14 protein-coding genes are annotated in these 18,486 nt (G+C 63.0%); 6 read left to right on the top strand and 8 right to left on the bottom strand.

The window, feature by feature from the left end; translation table 11 throughout:
- Positions 1-55 precede the first annotated feature (55 nt).
- Both ACXU4B_RS17555 and ACXU4B_RS17560 read left to right on the top strand, forming a co-directional pair.
- The gene (locus ACXU4B_RS17555) at positions 56-448 is read left to right on the top strand and encodes a YkgJ family cysteine cluster protein (RefSeq protein WP_131413077.1); all 393 of its coding nucleotides are present in this window, start codon (positions 56-58) and stop codon (positions 446-448) included.
- A 160-nt stretch (positions 449-608) separates the two neighbouring features.
- Positions 609-836 (top strand): hypothetical protein, encoded by a 228-nt coding sequence (locus ACXU4B_RS17560; protein ID WP_131413075.1) that lies wholly within the window; start codon positions 609-611, stop codon positions 834-836.
- Between the two features lie 32 nt (positions 837-868).
- Here the strand turns inward: ACXU4B_RS17560 and ACXU4B_RS17565 are convergent, their stop codons facing one another.
- From ACXU4B_RS17565 to ACXU4B_RS17575, 3 genes are all read right to left on the bottom strand, one after another.
- Positions 869-1,369 carry a hypothetical protein gene (locus ACXU4B_RS17565; RefSeq protein WP_458910910.1) on the bottom strand — a complete coding sequence of 167 codons (501 nt, stop codon included), beginning with the start codon at positions 1,367-1,369 and terminating at the stop codon, positions 869-871.
- Between the two features lie 232 nt (positions 1,370-1,601).
- A complete protein-coding gene (locus ACXU4B_RS17570) occupies positions 1,602-1,958 on the bottom strand; it encodes a DUF1428 domain-containing protein (RefSeq protein ID WP_131413071.1) in 357 nt (118 codons plus the stop codon).
- A gap of 272 nt (positions 1,959-2,230) precedes the next feature.
- A complete protein-coding gene (locus ACXU4B_RS17575) occupies positions 2,231-2,671 on the bottom strand; it encodes a hypothetical protein (RefSeq protein ID WP_131413069.1) in 441 nt (146 codons plus the stop codon).
- Positions 2,672-4,176: 1,505 nt separating this feature from the next.
- Between ACXU4B_RS17575 and ACXU4B_RS17580 the strand changes: the two genes are divergently transcribed.
- Positions 4,177-6,084, top strand: a complete 1,908-nt coding sequence (locus ACXU4B_RS17580; protein WP_458910911.1) for a hypothetical protein — start codon at positions 4,177-4,179, stop codon at positions 6,082-6,084.
- 481 nt (positions 6,085-6,565) lie between these two features.
- Here ACXU4B_RS17580 and ACXU4B_RS17585 read toward each other — a convergent pair whose 3' ends face one another.
- The 5 genes from ACXU4B_RS17585 to ACXU4B_RS17605 form a co-directional block, all read right to left on the bottom strand.
- Positions 6,566-9,601, bottom strand: coding sequence for an ESPR-type extended signal peptide-containing protein (locus ACXU4B_RS17585; RefSeq protein ID WP_131413065.1), 3,036 nt, complete (start codon positions 9,599-9,601; stop codon positions 6,566-6,568).
- Positions 9,602-9,855: 254 nt separating this feature from the next.
- Complete coding sequence (locus tag ACXU4B_RS17590) at positions 9,856-12,048, bottom strand: protease pro-enzyme activation domain-containing protein (RefSeq protein ID WP_205746623.1); 2,193 nt, start codon at positions 12,046-12,048, stop codon at positions 9,856-9,858.
- A gap of 774 nt (positions 12,049-12,822) precedes the next feature.
- Positions 12,823-13,554, bottom strand: coding sequence for a response regulator transcription factor (locus tag ACXU4B_RS17595; RefSeq protein ID WP_131413063.1), 732 nt, complete (start codon positions 13,552-13,554; stop codon positions 12,823-12,825).
- 140 nt (positions 13,555-13,694) lie between these two features.
- Positions 13,695-15,011, bottom strand: coding sequence for a sensor histidine kinase (locus ACXU4B_RS17600; RefSeq protein WP_165583257.1), 1,317 nt, complete (start codon positions 15,009-15,011; stop codon positions 13,695-13,697).
- A gap of 732 nt (positions 15,012-15,743) precedes the next feature.
- Positions 15,744-16,217 carry a nuclear transport factor 2 family protein gene (locus tag ACXU4B_RS17605; protein ID WP_131413059.1) on the bottom strand — a complete coding sequence of 158 codons (474 nt, stop codon included), beginning with the start codon at positions 16,215-16,217 and terminating at the stop codon, positions 15,744-15,746.
- Between the two features lie 180 nt (positions 16,218-16,397).
- On the opposite strand from ACXU4B_RS17605, the gene ACXU4B_RS17610 reads away from it, so the two are divergent.
- From ACXU4B_RS17610 to ACXU4B_RS17620, 3 genes are all read left to right on the top strand, one after another.
- Complete coding sequence (locus tag ACXU4B_RS17610; protein ID WP_131413057.1) at positions 16,398-17,117, top strand: hypothetical protein; 720 nt, start codon at positions 16,398-16,400, stop codon at positions 17,115-17,117.
- A gap of 126 nt (positions 17,118-17,243) precedes the next feature.
- Positions 17,244-17,741, top strand: coding sequence for a Spy/CpxP family protein refolding chaperone (locus ACXU4B_RS17615; RefSeq protein WP_458910912.1), 498 nt, complete (start codon positions 17,244-17,246; stop codon positions 17,739-17,741).
- A 49-nt stretch (positions 17,742-17,790) separates the two neighbouring features.
- On the top strand, positions 17,791-18,483 hold the full coding sequence (locus ACXU4B_RS17620; protein ID WP_131413053.1) for a response regulator: 693 nt from the start codon (positions 17,791-17,793) through the stop codon (positions 18,481-18,483).
- The last annotated feature ends 3 nt before the right edge of the window (positions 18,484-18,486 follow it).

Here is an 18,486-nt window from a genome sequence, read left to right on the forward strand (position 1 = left end):
TCTTTCCAGCGGCGCAGGTTCATGGTTCACCAGGCAAAAGCAGCCATACTGTCTCGTGAACAATTCCCCCGACCCGTACGCCGAGAGCGTAGACCCGTCCGTCCATTGCGACGATTGCGAGGCAGTCTGTTGCCGGCTCACCGTGGTGCTGATGCCCGATGACCACGTGCCGGAATGGCTGATCGATCGCACCACGCATGGCATGGAGACGCTGGCCAAGGGCGAGGACGGCTGGTGCGCCGCGGTCGATCCCAACACCTTCCGCTGCACCATCTACGAACAGCGTCCGGCGATCTGCCGCAAGTTCACCATGGGAAGCCCGGGCTGCCGCGAGGAACGTGCCCACTGGTTTGGCACCACGCCATTCCCCACGCCCATCGTGCTCACCTGCAACGACGCCGACGCCGTCACCGAGGCGCCAGGCCTCAAACCCGCTACCCGCGGTTGATCTCGGTCGGATAGACAAGCCCGCGCCGTGCCGCTGCACGGCCGGCCTGATACGGTTCGTGGCGGGATGGAAGCGAAGGCTTCGACTCTCCCGCGGCGCAAGATCCGGATAGCTGCCATCGAGTGTCCATGGGAGCCTCAGGCATCACCGGAGGATTCCCATGCAACGAGCAGCCAGCCTGGCCCTGTTCTTCGCCCTCGCTGGCAGCGCCCATGCGGACTGCGAACTTCCCTTTGCGCCACCCGAGATCCGTGCCGCGGCGCAGGCCTTTCATCAGCGCATCCAGCCGCACCGCGCCACGCAAGTGCAAAACACCGTGCGTGGGCATGCACCCAAGGTGCCGCCGCGGCCGCATGCCACCGTCGATCCTGCGTCCCAGGCCGGCTGAAGGCGCCTGCATGCCAGCTTCGAAACGCGTCCTTATCCCGTGGCGCGCGAAAATTGCCAGATGCCGTTGCCGGAAAAGATCACTTCCCTGACGATGGCTTTCCTGTCGCCATCTTTCCACAGGATGCAATGCAGCAGCGGCTCGCCGACCCGCACGCTGTGGACGCACTCACCCGGGTAGGCCAACGCCTGATTCGCGGAGGTGTCGATGGTGGACGCAATCGCGTACGTGGCGGCCTGCCCGTCAACGGCCATGGTTCCGGGACCGGATGCATTGAACACCCAGACCTTGCGACCGCTGCGCGGAAAGACAAAGGCCGGATGGTCGAGGTCGCTGGCGATGATGCCGGCGTAGCCGAGGCACTCGCCCGTCTGGTCTTCAGCCTCCACCGCCATTCGCGTGCACTGGCCCTCGAACCGATAGCCACCGCGCGCGAGCCTCGCGGGCGCACGCTCCGTGGCCACCGGTGCATTGGCGACTTCCGCCGCCATGGCATGGTGCGAGACCATCATCGCCCCGACCAGCACGAACAACGCCAGCTGTTTCATGGTGCCCCCCCCGATCCAGTGCCAGGCCAACGATCACCTTCGCATCGGTAGCGTAACCGAACGCCAAGGTCCGCTATGGGTCGGTCGCGGAAACCCAACGCTTGGCCAGAGTGCACGGAAGGCGGCTCGTTGAGGTTCGACGCCAATCAGGTAGTGCCTGGCCAGCTCCGCTGTTGAAAAGCGCCTCGCTGGGATGACGGGCAAAGTCAGGGCCGCCCTAGTCCGGCACGCTGACCACGGGTGTGAAGCCGCCGAAGATCATGCGCTTGCCGTCGAAGGGGCATGCGCTGGCGGCTTCCATGCGCGGATCTTTCATCACTTTCGCCATGCCGGCATCGCGGGTGGCCTTGTCGGGCCATTCCACCCAGGAGAACACCACCGATTCGTCCTGCTTCGCCTGCACCGCGCGACGGAAATCGGTGAGCTTGCCGTCGGGCACGTCGTCGCCCCAACACTCCACCACCCGGATAGCGCCGAACTCCACGAAAATGGGGTCGAAGGTACGGGCGTGTTCGATGAATTTCTCGCGGTTGGCGTCGGGTACGGCGATGACGAAACCATCGATGTAGGACATGACTATCTCCTTCGCGGAAAGAGCGGCCGACGTGGTCACCTTCAAGTATGCGACGAACGGGTTCTTGCGGGATCGACACGGGGCCTGGCGACGGTTCCAATCCGGGAATGGTCGGCACTCGACAGACTGTCGGCGGCCAGGCCAACGACTGCTCATTGCAGGTCCGCTTCGGGGCGAAAGCGGACCTGCCCGACATGCTCGACTTCCGAGTTGAAGTTGCCCTTCCTGGAGCACCTGTGTTGGCGCCCATGCTTTCGGAAAGGGCTTCAGCCCTACTTGTCTTCCGAAATCGTCATGCCACCTACGCTGATGCCGAGATCGATACCCTGGCCCGCGCCTGATAGCGCAAGGGAGACCTCGCCCTTGGTGAGCACCTGTGCCGTGCCGGACTTCACGGCACCAGCACTGGCATCCGCCTGTGCGTAAGTACCCAGCACATCGCTGATTTTGGTGATATCGCTAAAATTGCCGATGCCATCATCAATGCGCGATTTACCGGCCGTCAGTCCACCGCCATGAGTTTCGATCTTGACCTTCATGGTTTGACCGTTCTTGCAGGTAACCACACCTTTACCGCTCGTGTGCTTGTAGATCACCGACCAGCCGGACAAGCTGAATCGCATGGTGCATTCCAGGTTAGCGGCACTGACGATCTGGGAGAGGGTTAGCGCACACAGCACGATGGACGTCTGAACGAAGCGTCGACCTTTCATAGGATGACTCCATGGCCGGGGGTGAAAGTTCTGGCTATCAAGCGCATATTGGACGGCGATCAATCGTCCCGCAAAGGCGTGCTCCAGCAAACCGTAGTTTTACGGAGAATCCGGCCTATCCATCAGTCCATGCTGCACTGGGTCGTAGGGTCTGCTTCCGGTCGGTCGCGGACGCCCCGTGAGGCTGGCTTTACCCAGCGCGTATCAGGCGAAAGACTGAAGGTTTCCCCATTGCGGTTGCCATGAAGCATCAGCTCGATGCCTTCTCGTCGGTCCACCCTGGTTACTCGCCCCCAGTACTGCTCTTTGCGCCTTGGCTTGCCGCCAGTATCCAGGAAGGGAAGGCCAACCACGAGCCATTTTCCAGGAAGGTCTGAAATCACTGTCTCGTCCCAGAGCTCATTCGGGTCATCGATACACGTCACTGCGTGCAACTCCCTTGGCTTGGACGCTTTCCGGAATCATGTCCGCCCTGGGTCGAAAACGGACACGCCAGTACGCTGAAAGCCGGGATCCGAGCGCACCTGCAGAGCCGAGGCAAGCTGCATCGTGCACCTTGACCCTGGTTTCGCACAGCGGCCCGTGAGCGTCTACCAAACCCTGGTCGGTCCACCTATCATCGCCCGACGAGTTGCCTGAAACAGTGAAGTCATGTAATCCCTAACGGACTTTCGGGGTGCATCCCATGTCGCAGAGCAAGATGGTATTACTCGCCGTGTCCTTGCTCCTCGGAGCTGCCTGTACAGCACAGCCAAAGCAAAAGGACGTGCCGGCAAAGACCAATACGGCCAATGTACGGCGCGTGCGTTGTGTCACCGTCCCCGCCACGACTGTCCCCGGCTCGTATATTCAATCCATGGCAAACACCAGTTATTCGAGCTGCAATGGCGGCACGAATGACTCGCACTGATCGCCGGCCTAGGCACTGGCAAGAGCGAGACTGACAAGGTCGGCCGAGCGCGTTTCCGGTCCTTGAAGAGTCTCCAGCCCTCTTCTCACAAACTCTTCACGCGGCAGCTAAGGCGTCCGAAAGCTTGTGCGCTTACGTTCTGTCGACCCCGACCATGGGGCGCGGCGGGCAGCCGTGGCAAGTGGGGCGTTACCGGTTGTACATGCCACGGCCAAGGTCCGGTGGAGAGCTGCACCCTTTGGCACACCAACAAGCGCCTCAAGCGGAAGGGCGCATTCAACTGGAGCACGCGTATCGCTTCCTTCAGGTCTCCCGGCTGCAAGTAGCCGACCGCCAACGCCCTCAATTGAGGGTGCGCCTGCCTCGCAAGGTTTGAATCCCGGGGCAGTTTTGTCGTGCCCATGACCTGTACCGGATCGAAAGTGACCGCGGATCGGTGGTCCTGTTTGCAGGCAATCCGACGTCGATGCAGACCTGGGCGGGCATGACGGGTATAGGCCGCAGTTCCGATGGTGACTTGTTATCAATGCGCGTATGGTGCGCGAACGCATATGCCAAATATGCGTACTTGCGCGGACGCTAATCGGTGCAGCCGATGTCAGCGTTCCAAGGGGGCGCGGTCACCTATCGAAACGAACGGGAGACCAGTGTTATGAAGACTCGACTGCTGTTGGCAGTGACGGCCATGGCGTTTGCTACGTGCGCCATGGCTTCTTCCCCAACCACACTTCAAATCCAACGAGGAGGTACGACGGTTCCAACGACTACGGGTCTTGGGGGCGCACCGCTGACCAGCATGGAGCTGGATCCGGCCATGACGTCCGGTGATGCGGACTCCGGTGATGGCAATGACTTGGGCCCGCCACCGGTGGTGAATCGCAGCATTTCCCACGGACACGCTGGCAGCAACAGCATGGGCAATGGCAAGCGTGCCAAGTCGAGCCCCGAACTCCTGGGCGGCTTCGACGGCCTCAATTTCCACGACCAGCGTTTTGCCAATGGCGGTAACCAGTTTTCGGTGGAGCCGCCCGATCAGGGGCTGTGCAGCGGCAACGGCTTCGTCATGGAAAGCGTCAACGACGTATTGGCGATCTATGACAGCGCCGGCAACAAGCTCGCCGGGCCGATCGATCTCAACTCGTTCTACGGTTACCCGGCAGCGATCAATCGCAGCACGGGTGCGGACGGCCCCGAACTCACCGACCCGTCCTGCTACTACGATGCGGGCACGCAACGTTGGTTCCAGGTCGTCTTGACGCTCGATCGCGTGGGCACGACGTCGTTCCTGGCTGGCACCAATCATCTGGACATCGCGGTGAGCCAGACTTCCAATCCCACGGGCGCCTGGAACATCTACCGCTTGCCGGTGCAGAACAACGGTACGCAGGGCACTCCGAACCACGGCTGTGCGGGCGGCTATTGCCTGGGCGACTATCCCCATATCGGTGCTGACGCCAATGCGATTTTCCTGACGACCAACGAGTTCTCGGTCTTCGGCGGCGGCTTCTACGGTGCGCAGATTTACGCCATCTCCAAGCAGGCGCTGGCGTCGGGTGCGACGGCGAATGTGGTGGAGTTCAACGGTGGTGACCCGAGCATTCCCGCGCCTGCGTTCACCGTCATACCGGCGATCTCTTCCGGCGGGCAGTTTGCCGGCGGGCATGGCGGAACCGAATTCCTGCTCAGTTCCGACGCCGTGTTCTACGACTCGGGTACGTCGAACACTGTCTGGCTGTGGTCGGTTTCGAACACACAGGCCATCGACACCATGCCAGGGGCGCTGGCGCTGAACGTGCAGCCACTGACCGTGCAGCAGTATGCCGTGCCGAGCAGCCTGGCCCACCAGAAGCCGGGCAACACGCCACTGCGTGACTGCTTTGCCACCCCCGCGTGCGCTGCGATCCTTGGCGATCCGAGTATCGTCTACCCCGCACCGCGCGACCTGGCGGTGAATGACTCGCGCATGGAGCAGGTGAGCTACGCCAACGGCAAGCTCTGGGGCACGCTGGATACCGACGTGCTGCTGAGCGATGGCAGCCACGGCTCGGGCATCAACTACTTCGTCATCAATCCGAACTCCGGCGTTATCTTCGCCAACGGCACGCTGGCCCTGCCCGATGCGAACCTGACCTACGGCGCGGCAGCCGTCACGCAAAGCGGACGCGGCGTCATCGCGTTCACCGTGGTGGGCCCCAATGACTATCCAAGCGCGGGCTACGCCAGTCTGGATGCAAAGGTGGGTGCAGGCGATGTCCATATCGCCAAGGCAGGCGCAGGTCCGTGGGACGGCTTCACCGGCATTCCGTTCCTCGGTGGCGGTCGACCGCGCTGGGGTGACTATGGTGCGGCTTCGGCCGACGGCAACACCATCTGGCTCGCCTCTGAATACATTGCACAGACGTGCACCCTGGCCCAGTACATGACGCCGCCGTTTGGTCAGTGCGGTGGCACACGCGGTGCGCTGGGCAACTGGGCGACGCGTATCTCGACCCTCCAACTCTGAGTCATTGACAAAGCGTCAGGCAGCGGGCGTGGTGGGCATTGCCCTACCACGCCCGTTCTGCGTTTGAAGCGGAGGCACGGCTCGAGTAACGAATTGAAGATAGCTGCCGTAGCCTCTCCGGCCACGCCTCGGCAGAAAGCATGAGTTTGCGTTGGCGCGGGTACGGATCTTGATCCACACCTCTATGCATGGACATAGCGGCACATCTGATGGCCTGCCTGCAACGACCGACGGTAGTCGCAGTCCAAAGCGGACCTTGGCCAATGTGAATGTCACCATGAGGGACTGCTCGATCCGGTCCCACGTCGTCGGCCATCGAGCGGGCGCTTTCCGTCAAAACGGGGTTCCGTGGACAAGATGCCTGGCCAGGCTGATTCGCGTCCAGGCAAAGGAAAAGGCCGCCTTTTGGCGGCCTTCCATCGGGTTGCGTGCGGAAAAGTCCGGCGCGGCAGAAGCCACGCCGGCTACTTTCCCCAGGTACTTACAGGTCCACGCCGAAGCCGGCACCCACGGACGTCTGCGAACCACTGGCGGTGGCGCCCACGCTGACGTGCATGCGGCTACCCAGCGGCGCGGCATAGCCCACCGAGATGGCCGAACGTCCCGACTGCTCACCCACGCCTGCCGCGATCCGGCCGTTGCCGACGGCGCCCGCTGCATTGATCGCCATCTGGGTGGACGCGGCACTCATGGCGCCGTCGTCGTTGATGCGCTTGTCGACCTGCTGGAATCGATCGTTCATCTGGTTGCGCAGATCACCGAGCGCCTGCTGGTTGCCCACCGCCGCATCGGTATAGGCCTTGGCCGCGTTCAACGTTTGCGTGGCGCTGGCGTCGGTATAGGTCTTGGCGGTGGCCAGTGCCTGGTCGACCTGGCTCACGTTGGCGGCATCGGTCGGCGCCGCACCGGCGGCGACGTTGGTGACGCGACGCTGATTGGTCACCGAACCCACTGACACGGTGTTGGCCTGATCGGCCACCGAGCCTTGGCCCAGCGCCACCGCGTTGGCGGCCGTCACCGAGGAGCCCTGGCCAATCGCGGTGCCCGACGCGGCCGTCACCGAGGCGCTTTCGCCCACGGCCACGGCGTTCGTTGCGGTGGCCGCGATGACCGTGTTGGCACCGACCGCCGTACTGCCGTCGGCATTCACCTTGGCGTTGCCGCCCAGCGCGGTGTCGTTCGGGCCGGCGGCGTAGCTGTCACCGCCGATGGCCGTGCCGTGGTCGCCACCCACGGCGGCGTTGTTGCCGACCGCGACGTCGCCTGAATTGGACATCACCGATGCCGCACCCGAGCCATCGACGGCAATCGTGTTGGGCATGGACGGACCGGCAGCGGCGAAGCTCTGCTGTAGCGAGGTGATCGTCGTCTGCAAAGCCGACAGCTGACCGGTCAGGCCGGTGACGTCCGAGACTTCCAGCGCGCTCAGCGCATTGAGCTGGCCCATGTTCACCGCGTCGGTATTGGCTACGCCGGCGGCAACGTTATGGATCGTCGTGCCCGAAGCACCACCGAGCGTCACGCTGCTCATGTCGGCCGCGTCGTAGTTCACCGCCATGGCGCTGACCTGCGACATGCCCGAGGTGATCGCCGAGTTGAGCTGGCCAAGATTCACTGCGTCCGTGGCCTGGGTGCCATCTGCCACGTTGGAGACCTTCACGGGCGTTACGCCGTCACCCAGGGTCACGCCGGTATGCGTGGCGTCGGTGTACATGACCGCGTTGCCGACCGTGGTGCTCAGCGTATTGACGGCCTGGTTGGTCGCATACAGCTGCGAACCGTTCACCGCATCGGTGCTGGTTGCGCTGAGTGCACCGGCGGTCACGTTGGTGATGCTGCTGGTGAACTTGGTGCCGCCCGTGCTGCCGTCGTTACCCACCGATACGGTGTTGCTTATCGTCGCCCGTGCATTGGCACCCAACGCAACGGCGTTAGCGGCCGTGGCTTGGGCATTGGCGCCCAACGCAAGCGCACTACTGGCGCTGGCCAGCGCACTGCTGCCCAACGCGACCGCGTTGGTGGTCGGCGCGGCTGCCCCAGACTGCGTCTTCACTGCCGCGTTGTAGCCGATCGCCACGGAGTTGCTCGGCATTAAGTTCTGTGGGTTTGCGTTAGCAACATTGAAAGCGTTGAAATCGAAGACTGAAGCGTTCGCTCCAAGCGCCACGTCATTCTTGCCTGACAAAGCCCCGTAACCCAACGCGGTCGCGTTTCCCGCCGCCATGGCGTTGGAACCAACCGCCGTACCGTTGCTGTAGTAGAACTGGTTCCCCGCTGCATCCTGGTAACCCAAGGTCGTCGCCCAGTTACCTAGAGCCATGGTGCCGCTGCCATTGGCCATCGATTGGTTACCAATGGCGATAGCCCAGGTGCCCATCGCTTGGGAGTAAAGACCTATGGAGATGGCATCTCTAGCACCGGAGATTGCGAAGGGACCAAGGGCGACCGATGATCCTCCCAACGCCTGGGCGTTGAGGCCGATCGCAGTCGAGGCTCCAGCGTCACTCATGGCGTAGTAACCGATCGCAATGGACTGGTCACCCAGAGCGGCCGAATTAGCGCCAACACCGACCGACGCTGCACCGCTGACATACGAGGCAGGACCGACCGCCACGGACCCACCGCCCGCTGCATTGGCCTGGTAGCCATTGGCGACGCTCTCGGTTCCTTGTGCCTGTGCCGCGAAACCCATGGCCACGCTGGCAGGGCCTGCTGCGATGGCTGCAGGCCCCATGGCCATGCTGTAGTCGCCGGTGGTCGTGGCGGAATTGCCGACGGCCACGGAGTTCGCACCCATCGACACCGTGCCAACGCCAAGGGCAACAGAGCCATGACCCGAAGCCACCGCGCTGGCACCGATGGCGGTGGCGAGATCACCCGTGGCGGCGGCCGCCTGCGGATTTCCGGATGCGTCGTAGAACTCCGCGTTACCGCTGGTGTCCACCGCCACGCCGCCCATCGCCACGCTGCTGCGACCGGTCGCCTGCGCATTGGCACCGACGGCAACCGTGTTGAAGTTGGTGGCGCCCGCACCGAAACCGATCGCGGTCGCGTAGTCGGCGCCGGTGTAGGCGCTATGGCCGATCGCCGATGCGCCCACGCCGATCGCCTGCGCGTTGCCGCCCAGGGCGGTGGTGTAGTCGTCCAGGGCGAAGCTGTTGTAGCCCAGAGCCGTACTTTCGGTGCCCAGCGCCGTGCTCAGCGCACCGCCGGCCACACTGTTGGTGCCAAGCGACAGCGCGTCATCGCTGCCGTCGGCGGCGCCATCGGCAGAAAAATAGTTGCCCGTGCCGGGGACCGGCGTCGGCGCGGAGGTTTGCGGCTGCGCTTGTTGAGATGCATCGGCGGCCATGGCCGATGTGGCGGCAAGCGCCATGCCGATGGCCAGCGAAAGCGCGGCCACGCCGGACCGCACGCGCTTGGCACTACCGCCCTTGCCGTTGGCCTTTGCCAACTCGCTGGCAACGATGGTTGCACCCAACGACTTGCTCCAGATCTTGCTGTGAATCTTGTTCATTGAAATCCCCGGAAGGTAGGACCCGCGGCGCGCGTTCCTTCTCGCCGGTGATTGGCGGTGGAGCGCGTCATGCAGCGGATATCGGACGTCTTGACGTCCACAAAAGATGAGATGAGAAAGTGGCGCCGACCTTGACAGGCGGGCAAGCCGTCCCGCGGCGGCTTCCAGAAGCCACCGGAATAGCAGGAAAAGTCCCGCTGTCAGGAGCCCGGGCTTCGCTGGACTCCTGACAGTTCGAGAAGACGCCAGACCGCTTACTGCATGCTGCCCAGCACACTGACCCCGCTGAAGATCTGGTTTCCGCCCGCGACCGTCACGTAGTAGGTGCCCGCCACCGGCGCACGGATCGTCACTGCTTCGGTATTGGTGCCCGCATGCGCCGACATGTAGTCGTACGACGACGCGCTGGCAGCGCTATCGCGCTTTACATACAGCGTGACGTCACCCGTGCCACCTGAAGTGCGCAACGTCAGCGTACTCTTGCCGGCCGGCACCACCAGGGTGAACTGTTGTGCAGCACCGGCTGTGCCCTGCGTGGTGACCGCGACATTGTTGGTCAGCGTGGTGACCACCGGCGGCGGCACAACGCCCGACGGCGGCGTGCCATCACCCCAGGTATAGGCCAACAGGTTGAAGGCGCTGATGTCGAGCGAACCGAAGCCCGTGGTGTAGTCCCAGCCCGCGGCGGCGTTGTAGCCATAGGTCGTGCCGGCAACCCACACACCGTTGTTGCCCGACGTCACGTCATGCAACGCGGACGGGTGGGTGGGGAAGTCCCGGTACATGTTGCTTGCGGGGAAGCCGATCGAGTTATTCGCGTAGGTCTGGGCACGCGCAAACGTACCAACGAAGATCGGCGAAGCGAGGCTGGTGCCGCCGACGCCATACTTCTGGCCGCCGATATAGATCACGGCGCCGGTGACCGACGAGGCGTCGAAAGCGATGTCCGGCACCTGGCGCGCGGTCGCGCCCAGCGCCGAGGCCTGCCATGCGGGTGCCGCTTCGAACAGGCTCAAGCCACCACCGGTAGCCCAGATGCGGTTGTTGCCGTCACCGGCATCCGCGATGCCGTCGTTCCACGTGACTTCGCCCGCATAGGTGGTGCCATTGGTGGTCACCTGCGTGCCGCCCACGGCAACCACGTTTGGCGACGTCGCCGGCTCGCTCGACGAATAGGTGCCGAGGCTGAATGGTGCCGGCAGCACGACGCCGGCGTTAGTCTCGAATTCGCCACCGGTCGCGGTGTACACGCCCTGGTCACCGGAAGAGACGGAGAAGGTCTGACCTTGCGCCACGGCCTGGGCAAAGATCGCATCATCTGCTGCCTGGTTGCCTGCCTCGTGGGACGCCGTCTCGTCTTCGCCGAGCGACACGTTGATGACCTTGGCGATGTTGTCGACCACCGCCTGGTTGTAGGCGGCCGTGATGCCGGCGTCGGTCAGTTCGTCGTCATAAGGGCCATAGAGGCCATTAGCCGCCGTGTAGAACACGAGCTGCTTGACGCCGCCCGACGTGCCGATGATGGTCTGCGAGTCCAAATTCCACTCGCCGTCACCGTTGGGGTCATCCGAGAAGTCCCGTTCGCCCGACAGCGTCACCTTCACCACTTTGGTGTTGACCGGATTCAGGCCGTTCACCGTCGTCATCGTATTCAGGTCGGCCAATGTCTGGGTCAGGTCACCCCAGGTGATGATGCCCACCGTGGTGTTGTATGCGGTCGGCGTGTTGCCAGCGTCATAGATCAGCGGAAACTGCGTCGGCGGGTGCAGCACATTGGTCGGGCCGGACTGCGTACCCATCGGGGCCGTCGAGGAAATCTGTGCGCCGATGTGGCTGAGCGGATGCTTCACGCTGACGTTCTGCAGCCCGGTCACCGCGCCGACGATGCCACTCAATGCCTGGGGCACCATGGCGTCGCTGTCGTTACCGAACTTCAGCTTTCCGTTCTCGGTATACGACTTCATCGTTGCGTTGAAGGCCTTGCTCACGACGGCGGCATTGCCGTCCGCATACACCAGTGTGTTGTTCGGCGATACCGTAATGTTGATGAAGCCCGACTGCTGCAAGTGCGTCACGACAGACTGCACTTGCGCGTCGGTCGGAGCGTAGGTCGCCTTGAACTGGGCTGGGGTGAGGAACTGATGGTAATTGGCGCTGCCCGGCGTGTTCAGGCTCTTATTGAAGGCCTGCAGCTGGTCGGCGTTACGCAAGTTGAGGCTCACGGCCACGTGCAGCACCTTGGTGCTGTCCAGCGTCGAGACCTGGGCCTTCACGGCAGGTTTGCCGTGGGCGTTAATGCGGTAAGTGGTGGTCGAACCGCCGGCGCTCATGCCGTTGACCGAAGTCGACTGGTCTTTGAGCAACGCAGCATGCGTCTTGATCGGAGCCCAGGAGGTGGCGGTGGCCGCATGGCCACACAACGGGCTCAGCGCCAAGGCAAGGGCCATCGGCAGTAATGCCTTGTTACAGGATTTCAGCTCTTGAATACGGCTAAACATCTTCGATTCCCCAAAAAACGAAATGGAAGGCCCCCGCGGCGACTACGCGGTGAGGCCCTGTTTTTGACGTGCGCCACCAGGCGCGTATGCAGAGCGCAAAGGGCAACAGCTAGCGAAGCGAACAGGACGTGCTGATGGCAGACGCGATGCACCCCCGGTGCGCACGCTCACCCACGCCTCCCCGTCAGTGCCGACGACAAAGTGCCGCTTGCCGTTGTTGACTTCACTTACCAATCGCCAGTGAACCGGCGATCCTCCCCGCGCCAACATTCGGCCCAGGAGTCGTAGCTGTCATCCACGCAACATCGCGCCACCTAACCAAAACAGGTGAGCTGCACGCCTGGCCGCACGCATCGTCGAAATGTCCTGCGAAGCAGGCTCTGGCCCTGCGCATGAAAGCGGGATGGGGAATTGCCCGCGGAGATCTCGGCCGACCGCCCGCGCACGGAGCGCCGGACGGCGTTGCAGCGTGAAGTTGGGATGGGTGGGCGCGCCACGCGCGGCGCCAGGCAGCCAGCATTACCGATGCCCGCGTTCTGGCCGATGGCGACCGACCGGGATCGCTACCCAGGGCGATGCAATTCGCCCATCACCATCGCGACGCGATTGAACAAGGGGCGCTGGGGACCAGACATGACGATGTCTTGTGCCTGAGCTTTGATCGCCCATTTCTGCTGCTGTCGTAACGCACCAGGTGAAGCGGCGGATTTCTTCACCGGGAAACTACGGTCGCTTGACGAACAGGTATCCCGTTCCACGTGACGTAAGCAGCGGATTTTGGCCGCCCTCAGTGTCGCTGAGTTTGCGGCGAAGCCGATAGACGAGCATGTCGAGTCGATGATGGTCGAACAACAGGGGATCTTCGCCCAGCGACCGGATGAGCGCTTCGCGCGTCACCGGCGATCCATCTGCTTCAATCAAGGCGTTCACGATGGAACGCTCGGTCGACGTCAATGCAAAAATCGCCCCGCTCGGCGCCACGAGACACCAGCCGGTGGGGTCCAGATGCCACTCACTCGGTGCCGCAGGGACCGCCTCACTCGCGGGGGAGAGGCGGCGAGCGAGGCTGCGTAGTGTCACTGCAAGTACGTCAACATCGATCGGCTTTGGCAGGTACATGTCTGCGCCTTCCGAGAGCGACTGAATCCGGTCCCGACGCTCCACACTGGACGTGAGCATGATCAGGCCGATCTTCGCGTTGAGTTGTCGAAGGTGCCGAACGACATTGAGTCCACTGTCGTCGGGTAGGCCGATGTCCAGGACGATGATGTCGAACTGTCGCGAAAGCATGACCTTGTAGAGCTCGCCAGCCGAACCGGCGCCAACGGCATCGAAGCCGAAATCGCAGAGCCCTGGGACGAGCACCGCTTCGCGAAAGCGCTCTTCGTCCTCCACAATCGCAACGCGGAGGGCGGATTTCGACGCGGATACGTGGTGTTGCTTCAGACCGGACATCGTCATTTCATCGGATACGGTGGACGCCAACGCGTGTAATCAAGCTATGACACGCAACGCTGCCATGACAATAGGAAGTTTGACCCATGCCGCCCGTACCTGCTGTCGACGAAGCCGCGGCCGAACGCGCGTGGATCGTCTCAAGCGTAAGCTTGCTGGGCGACGCGGGTTGACTCCAGCAAAGGCAGTCGCAGCTGGAAGGTAGTGCCCTCGCCGAGTTTGCTGTCCACCGTCACGCTGCCACCGGCGGCGGTCAGGATGTCGCAAACCGCGGACAGGCCAAGCCCCGTGCCATAACCCCATGGCTTGGTCGTGTAGAAGGGCTCGAAAGCGCGCTGCCTGACTTCATCGCTCATGCCGCCGCCAGTGTCCTGCACCGCCAGCATCAGCAGCTTTTCAGCGAGATCCGCGCCCAGCCAGATCGTGAACTCGCCTCCCTGTGGCATGGCATCGGCGGCGTTCGCAGCCAGGTTCAGTAGCATCAACTCGAACTGGCCTCGATCCATGCTGATGCACAGGCCGGCTCTCGGGGCGTCAATCCAAAGGCGCGTGCTTGCAGCGAAGAACTGGCGCAGCATCGGCTGCAGTTCATGTACTGCCATGGCCGCGTCGAAAGTTTCGGATCGGGCAACGTCCTTGCGGCCGAAGTTCAGCAGTTTGCGGCTGATGGAGAGAGCACGCCGGGCCTGGAGTTCGATGTCCTCCATCGCTCCCAGCAAGGCGGGCATACCGCGGTCGGCAAGTCGATCACGATGGGCGGCATAGCCAAGCACCACGTTCAGTACGTTATCGAAGTCGTGTGCCACGCCGGTGGCGATGCGTCCCACGGCCTCAAGCTTCTGGGCATGAATAAGATGGTCCTGGGCCTTCTCGCGCATGACGATCTCTTGCGCCAGGTTGGCGTTGAGTTGCGCCAGTTCCCCCCGTCGCAACTGTGACTCGGTCAAGGCCGCGCGAAGCGGTGCCATGGTCTGGTCCACGATGACCACGATGACCAGAAGAACCATGGCGCGCTCCACCCGCACCATGGCGATGGACGAAATGCTCGGTGCGTGATGGCCGAACGCCGTCCCGAGTGCGCCCAGGGTCAAACACACCAGCACGGCCAGATAGGTCATCCACAACGCTCGTCGGCCCAGGACTTGTCCGGCTAGTGCGAGAGCGATCCAGGGGGTTGGGTCGCCCCCAGGCTGGGTGATCCCGGGGGACATGTTGCCGATCGTGAAGGCGCCCAGGAGAATGCACAGGAATTGCATGAGGGCCTGGCGAAGATGACCACGCCTGATCAGGAAAAGCCCCGCCCATGCGGATGCTGTTATCAGTACATCCGTGCCCAGATCGATGATCCAGTCGAGACGTTGTTCCCGGTGCCAGTGGGCATCGAGCATTGTTGCAACGTAGGTCGCCAGTTTCAGCGCTGGCACGACGACGCCGACCGTTGCGAACAACAGCTGCATGAACGACGCATAGTGCCGATCGATCGGATCTGAAATGGGCGTCTTGTTCAGCCAAACCCGTAATCGGTGCCACATACCTTTCTCACTACTCTTTCTATTGAAGCGCGACTTCCGGGACGGACCTCGATGCCTGGTCATGGAGCGAGGCGTGGGCGTGGTCGGCGATGTTCATTGGCGTGAGTTGACTGGCGCGACGACAGGATGACGCGCCCGGTCGCGGTTCCTGGGGTTATGTCGCGTAGCGCCTGGTGATGCAGTCAGGACAACACCAAGGTTCCAGCACGATCCACTGGCGTTGATGAGGCCAATCTGGTCGCTTTGCGGACTTCCAACGCAGGCGGGTGACCACGATCGAGATCCGTTAGCGCAGGATCTTGCGCCCACTTGTCTCGCGGAACCATCGGCCGGGGCGCGGCCCAGAACTGTCGCTGTGCCCGTTACATTCCAGGCGACATCGACATCATCCATCTTCCTGCAAGGGGCAGATGTTCAGCCAAGTGGACCCTGCCGTGGCGCAATTCCAAGCGTTGGTCACTTAGCCGCATTTCCTTGCGATTCACGGCTGACCGCCACCTACCTATCGTCTTGCAAGCACGTGCAAACCCTATCAACTGGAAACCTCGCTGCCCCCACCAAAATGGGGGCACGGTCAGGCGAGTGCGAAAGACCACGTCGGCCCGACGCTGCATTGGCAGGCGTGCCATCCGGATGAACCGGCATCGCACAAACCACTTATCTGGTGGGACATTCGACGCGATTATCCTGGACCGCGATGATCTGCCACTTCCCGTTGCGCCGTAACCACATGTCACTCCACACCAGGCAACGTCGTTCGTGTTTCGAATCCGGTAGCGCCACCGTCTTTGACTCTGATCCGTAGACCACTGCAACGTCGGCGGAGAAGAAACGGACATCGGCACTATCCAGGCGACAATCGGAGGACCACTGAGTGTTGGGATCGTAAGCAGGCGCGCTTGCCGGCTTGCTGTAGCGAGCACCCTTTGGCGCCGTACCCTGGAAGTCGTCGGCGAGGATTTCCGACGCAACCCACTCGCCTCCGCAGGCCATGTTGGCCCAGGCTCTTTCCTTGACGATCATCCACTGTGCCGTGGCACCGTCTTTGGCCGGGATGTCGTCCGCAAGGGCGGAACCGACACACAGCAAGGCCAGTACGCCCAGGGAAATGCGGATGGTGTGACTGCTCATGACGCCCCTTCCTGTCTGCCTGGAACTTCACAGCTTGATGCCGTGCCCGTGGGCAAGGTCGCAACGGCGAGTGTACGCAAACCCCCTTCATCTTTCTTTACCGGCAGTACATACCGCAGCCAAACGAGTGGCCTAGCGTGGCGTCCCGCACATCCCGTGCGCTTGGACAACAGGCTCGCCATGACTACCTACGCCGAATCGTTGCAGCACCCTGCCCGTCATCACGCGGTGGCCATCCAGGCCCATGGTGATGCCCGCCTGGCGGGCCTCGCCATCCTGGCGAGCGCCATCGTATCCACCGCCACGGTCGCTTTGGATCGGGGGGCAAGCGGTAAGACCACGCAGGAAATCCTGCAAAGCATGGTGCAGATCCAGTCGTGGCATCAGAACGTGCATGTGGTCGCGATGGCATGCATTTGCGTCCTGTTGTACGGCTATACCGTGCTGTCCCAGCGACTGGACCTGCGCCGGACGCCGGTGCTGATCGGTCTGATGACTTATGCCCTCGGCAGCGTGCTGATGTTGTCGGCCACCATCCTCGACGGCTTCATCAGCACGGGCATCGCGGCGGACTTCGTCAACGGTACGCCAGAAGCGGCGCAGGCAGCGCGCTGGATGATCCACGTAGTCGAATCCATCGCCCTGACCGACATCGCGCGCGTGGCGTGGGTGCTGCAATCGGTGGCCGCGATCGCATGGTCCGTGGCCTTGTTGCGCGACCCGGGCACGCGGCGGGTGGTGGGCTGCATCGGCCTGGTCGCGGGAGGGCTTCCGGCGGCGATGGTGGTCGCTGCCGGTGCACAGATGGACCTGGGCATCGTCGTTGGCACGTTGTTGCTGCAGGCCGTATGGAACCTCGCCGCCGGCGTGCTGATGCTGCGCGAGCGCGCGTCCGCCTGACGTGCCTTTCGCCGCTTCACATTTCTTTACCTTGGCTTCGTAAAGCGCTCACGCACGGCGCACAAGCTGTGCCTGGGTGAATTGACTGACCCCTGACAGGAGCAAACCATGGCCATGATTCAATACATGCGAAAGAACCGTACCCTGCGCGCCGCGCTGCTTGGCTTCGTCGGCGGCATTGCCCTGGCGGGCGGCGTCACGGTACTCGCGAGCGACGGCAACACGTCCGCCATGCACCACATGGCCGGCCCCATGTCCCAGGCCGAGATGACTGCGCATATCGACAAGGTATGTCGCCACATGTACGTCGAGATTGATGCGACGGACGCCCAGAAGGCCGCCCTGGACCCGATTTTCAAGCAGGCGGCGGCCGAGCTGATTCCGATGTACCAACAGCTGCACGCGGGCCATGAGCAGGTACTGAAGCTGCTGGCGGCTCCCACCATCGATCGCACGGCACTGGAGCAGGCGAGTGCCGCGCAGATCGCCGTGCACGACCAGATCGCCCGGCGCATGACCAGGCTGGTGGAGGACAGCAGCAATGTGTTGACGCCGGACCAGCGCAAGCAGCTTGTCGCGCACCTGACGCAGCACATGTCGATGACGTCGTCGATGCATGGTTGAAGCCGTGATCCGGCGGCTATGATGACGCTTTCGGGCTAGGGCACGGATGATGAGCGAACGCATCCTGGTCGTGGAGGATGACCCGCGTCTGGCCGGCATGCTGGACGAGTACCTGCGTAACCACGGGTATGCGGTTTCGCAGGCGGCAACCGGGGCACAGGCGCTGGAAAGGCTCGGCGCCGATGCCCTGGACGCCGCCATCCTCGACCTGATGCTGCCGGACATGGACGGACTCGACGTCTGCCGCAAGCTGCGCGAACGTTCCGACTTGCCCGTGCTGATGCTCACGGCGCGCGGCGATGCGATCGACCGCATCGTCGGCCTGGAGCTTGGCGCGGACGACTATCTGCCCAAGCCGTTCGAGCCGCGTGAATTGCTTGCGCGGCTGCGCGCCATTCTGCGCCGGCGCGCGGCGCCCTCCAGCGGGGCAACGACGGTGCTGGTGTTTGGCCAGCTGGAGATCGACACCGACGCGCACACGGTGAAGCTCGCGGGAAAGGCGGCCGACTTGACGTCCTATCAGTACGAGCTGTTGCTGGCGCTTGCGCAGCATGCCGGGCGCGTGCTGTCGCGCGAGGTGCTGATGGACCTCGTGCGCGGCGACCAGCTGGACGCGTTCGATCGCTCCATCGACGTACATGTCTCGCGCATTCGCGCGGCCATCGAAGACGATCCCAAATCGCCCAGGCGCATCATCACCGTGCGCGGCGCCGGCTATCTGTTCGCTCGCAAGCAGGATTGAGCC

The sequence above is a fragment of the Dyella soli genome (genome assembly GCF_054482295.1).

Excerpts from the sequence above, each read along its gene's own strand:
- ACXU4B_RS17560 (WP_131413075.1), top strand. The coding sequence starts at position 609 with ATGCAACGAGCAGCCAGCCTGGCCCTGTTCTTCGCCCTCGCTGGCAGC.
- ACXU4B_RS17570 (WP_131413071.1), bottom strand. The coding sequence starts at position 1,958 with ATGTCCTACATCGATGGTTTCGTCATCGCCGTACCCGACGCCAACCGC.
- ACXU4B_RS17575 (WP_131413069.1), bottom strand. The coding sequence starts at position 2,671 with ATGAAAGGTCGACGCTTCGTTCAGACGTCCATCGTGCTGTGTGCGCTA.
- ACXU4B_RS17580 (WP_458910911.1), top strand. The coding sequence starts at position 4,177 with ATGTCAGCGTTCCAAGGGGGCGCGGTCACCTATCGAAACGAACGGGAG.
- ACXU4B_RS17585 (WP_131413065.1), bottom strand. The coding sequence starts at position 9,601 with ATGAACAAGATTCACAGCAAGATCTGGAGCAAGTCGTTGGGTGCAACC.
- ACXU4B_RS17590 (WP_205746623.1), bottom strand. The coding sequence starts at position 12,048 with ATGGCCCTTGCCTTGGCGCTGAGCCCGTTGTGTGGCCATGCGGCCACC.
- ACXU4B_RS17595 (WP_131413063.1), bottom strand. The coding sequence starts at position 13,554 with ATGTCCGGTCTGAAGCAACACCACGTATCCGCGTCGAAATCCGCCCTC.
- ACXU4B_RS17600 (WP_165583257.1), bottom strand. The coding sequence starts at position 15,011 with ATGCAGCTGTTGTTCGCAACGGTCGGCGTCGTCGTGCCAGCGCTGAAA.
- ACXU4B_RS17605 (WP_131413059.1), bottom strand. The coding sequence starts at position 16,217 with ATGAGCAGTCACACCATCCGCATTTCCCTGGGCGTACTGGCCTTGCTG.
- ACXU4B_RS17610 (WP_131413057.1), top strand. The coding sequence starts at position 16,398 with ATGACTACCTACGCCGAATCGTTGCAGCACCCTGCCCGTCATCACGCG.
- ACXU4B_RS17615 (WP_458910912.1), top strand. The coding sequence starts at position 17,244 with ATGCGAAAGAACCGTACCCTGCGCGCCGCGCTGCTTGGCTTCGTCGGC.
- ACXU4B_RS17620 (WP_131413053.1), top strand. The coding sequence starts at position 17,791 with ATGAGCGAACGCATCCTGGTCGTGGAGGATGACCCGCGTCTGGCCGGC.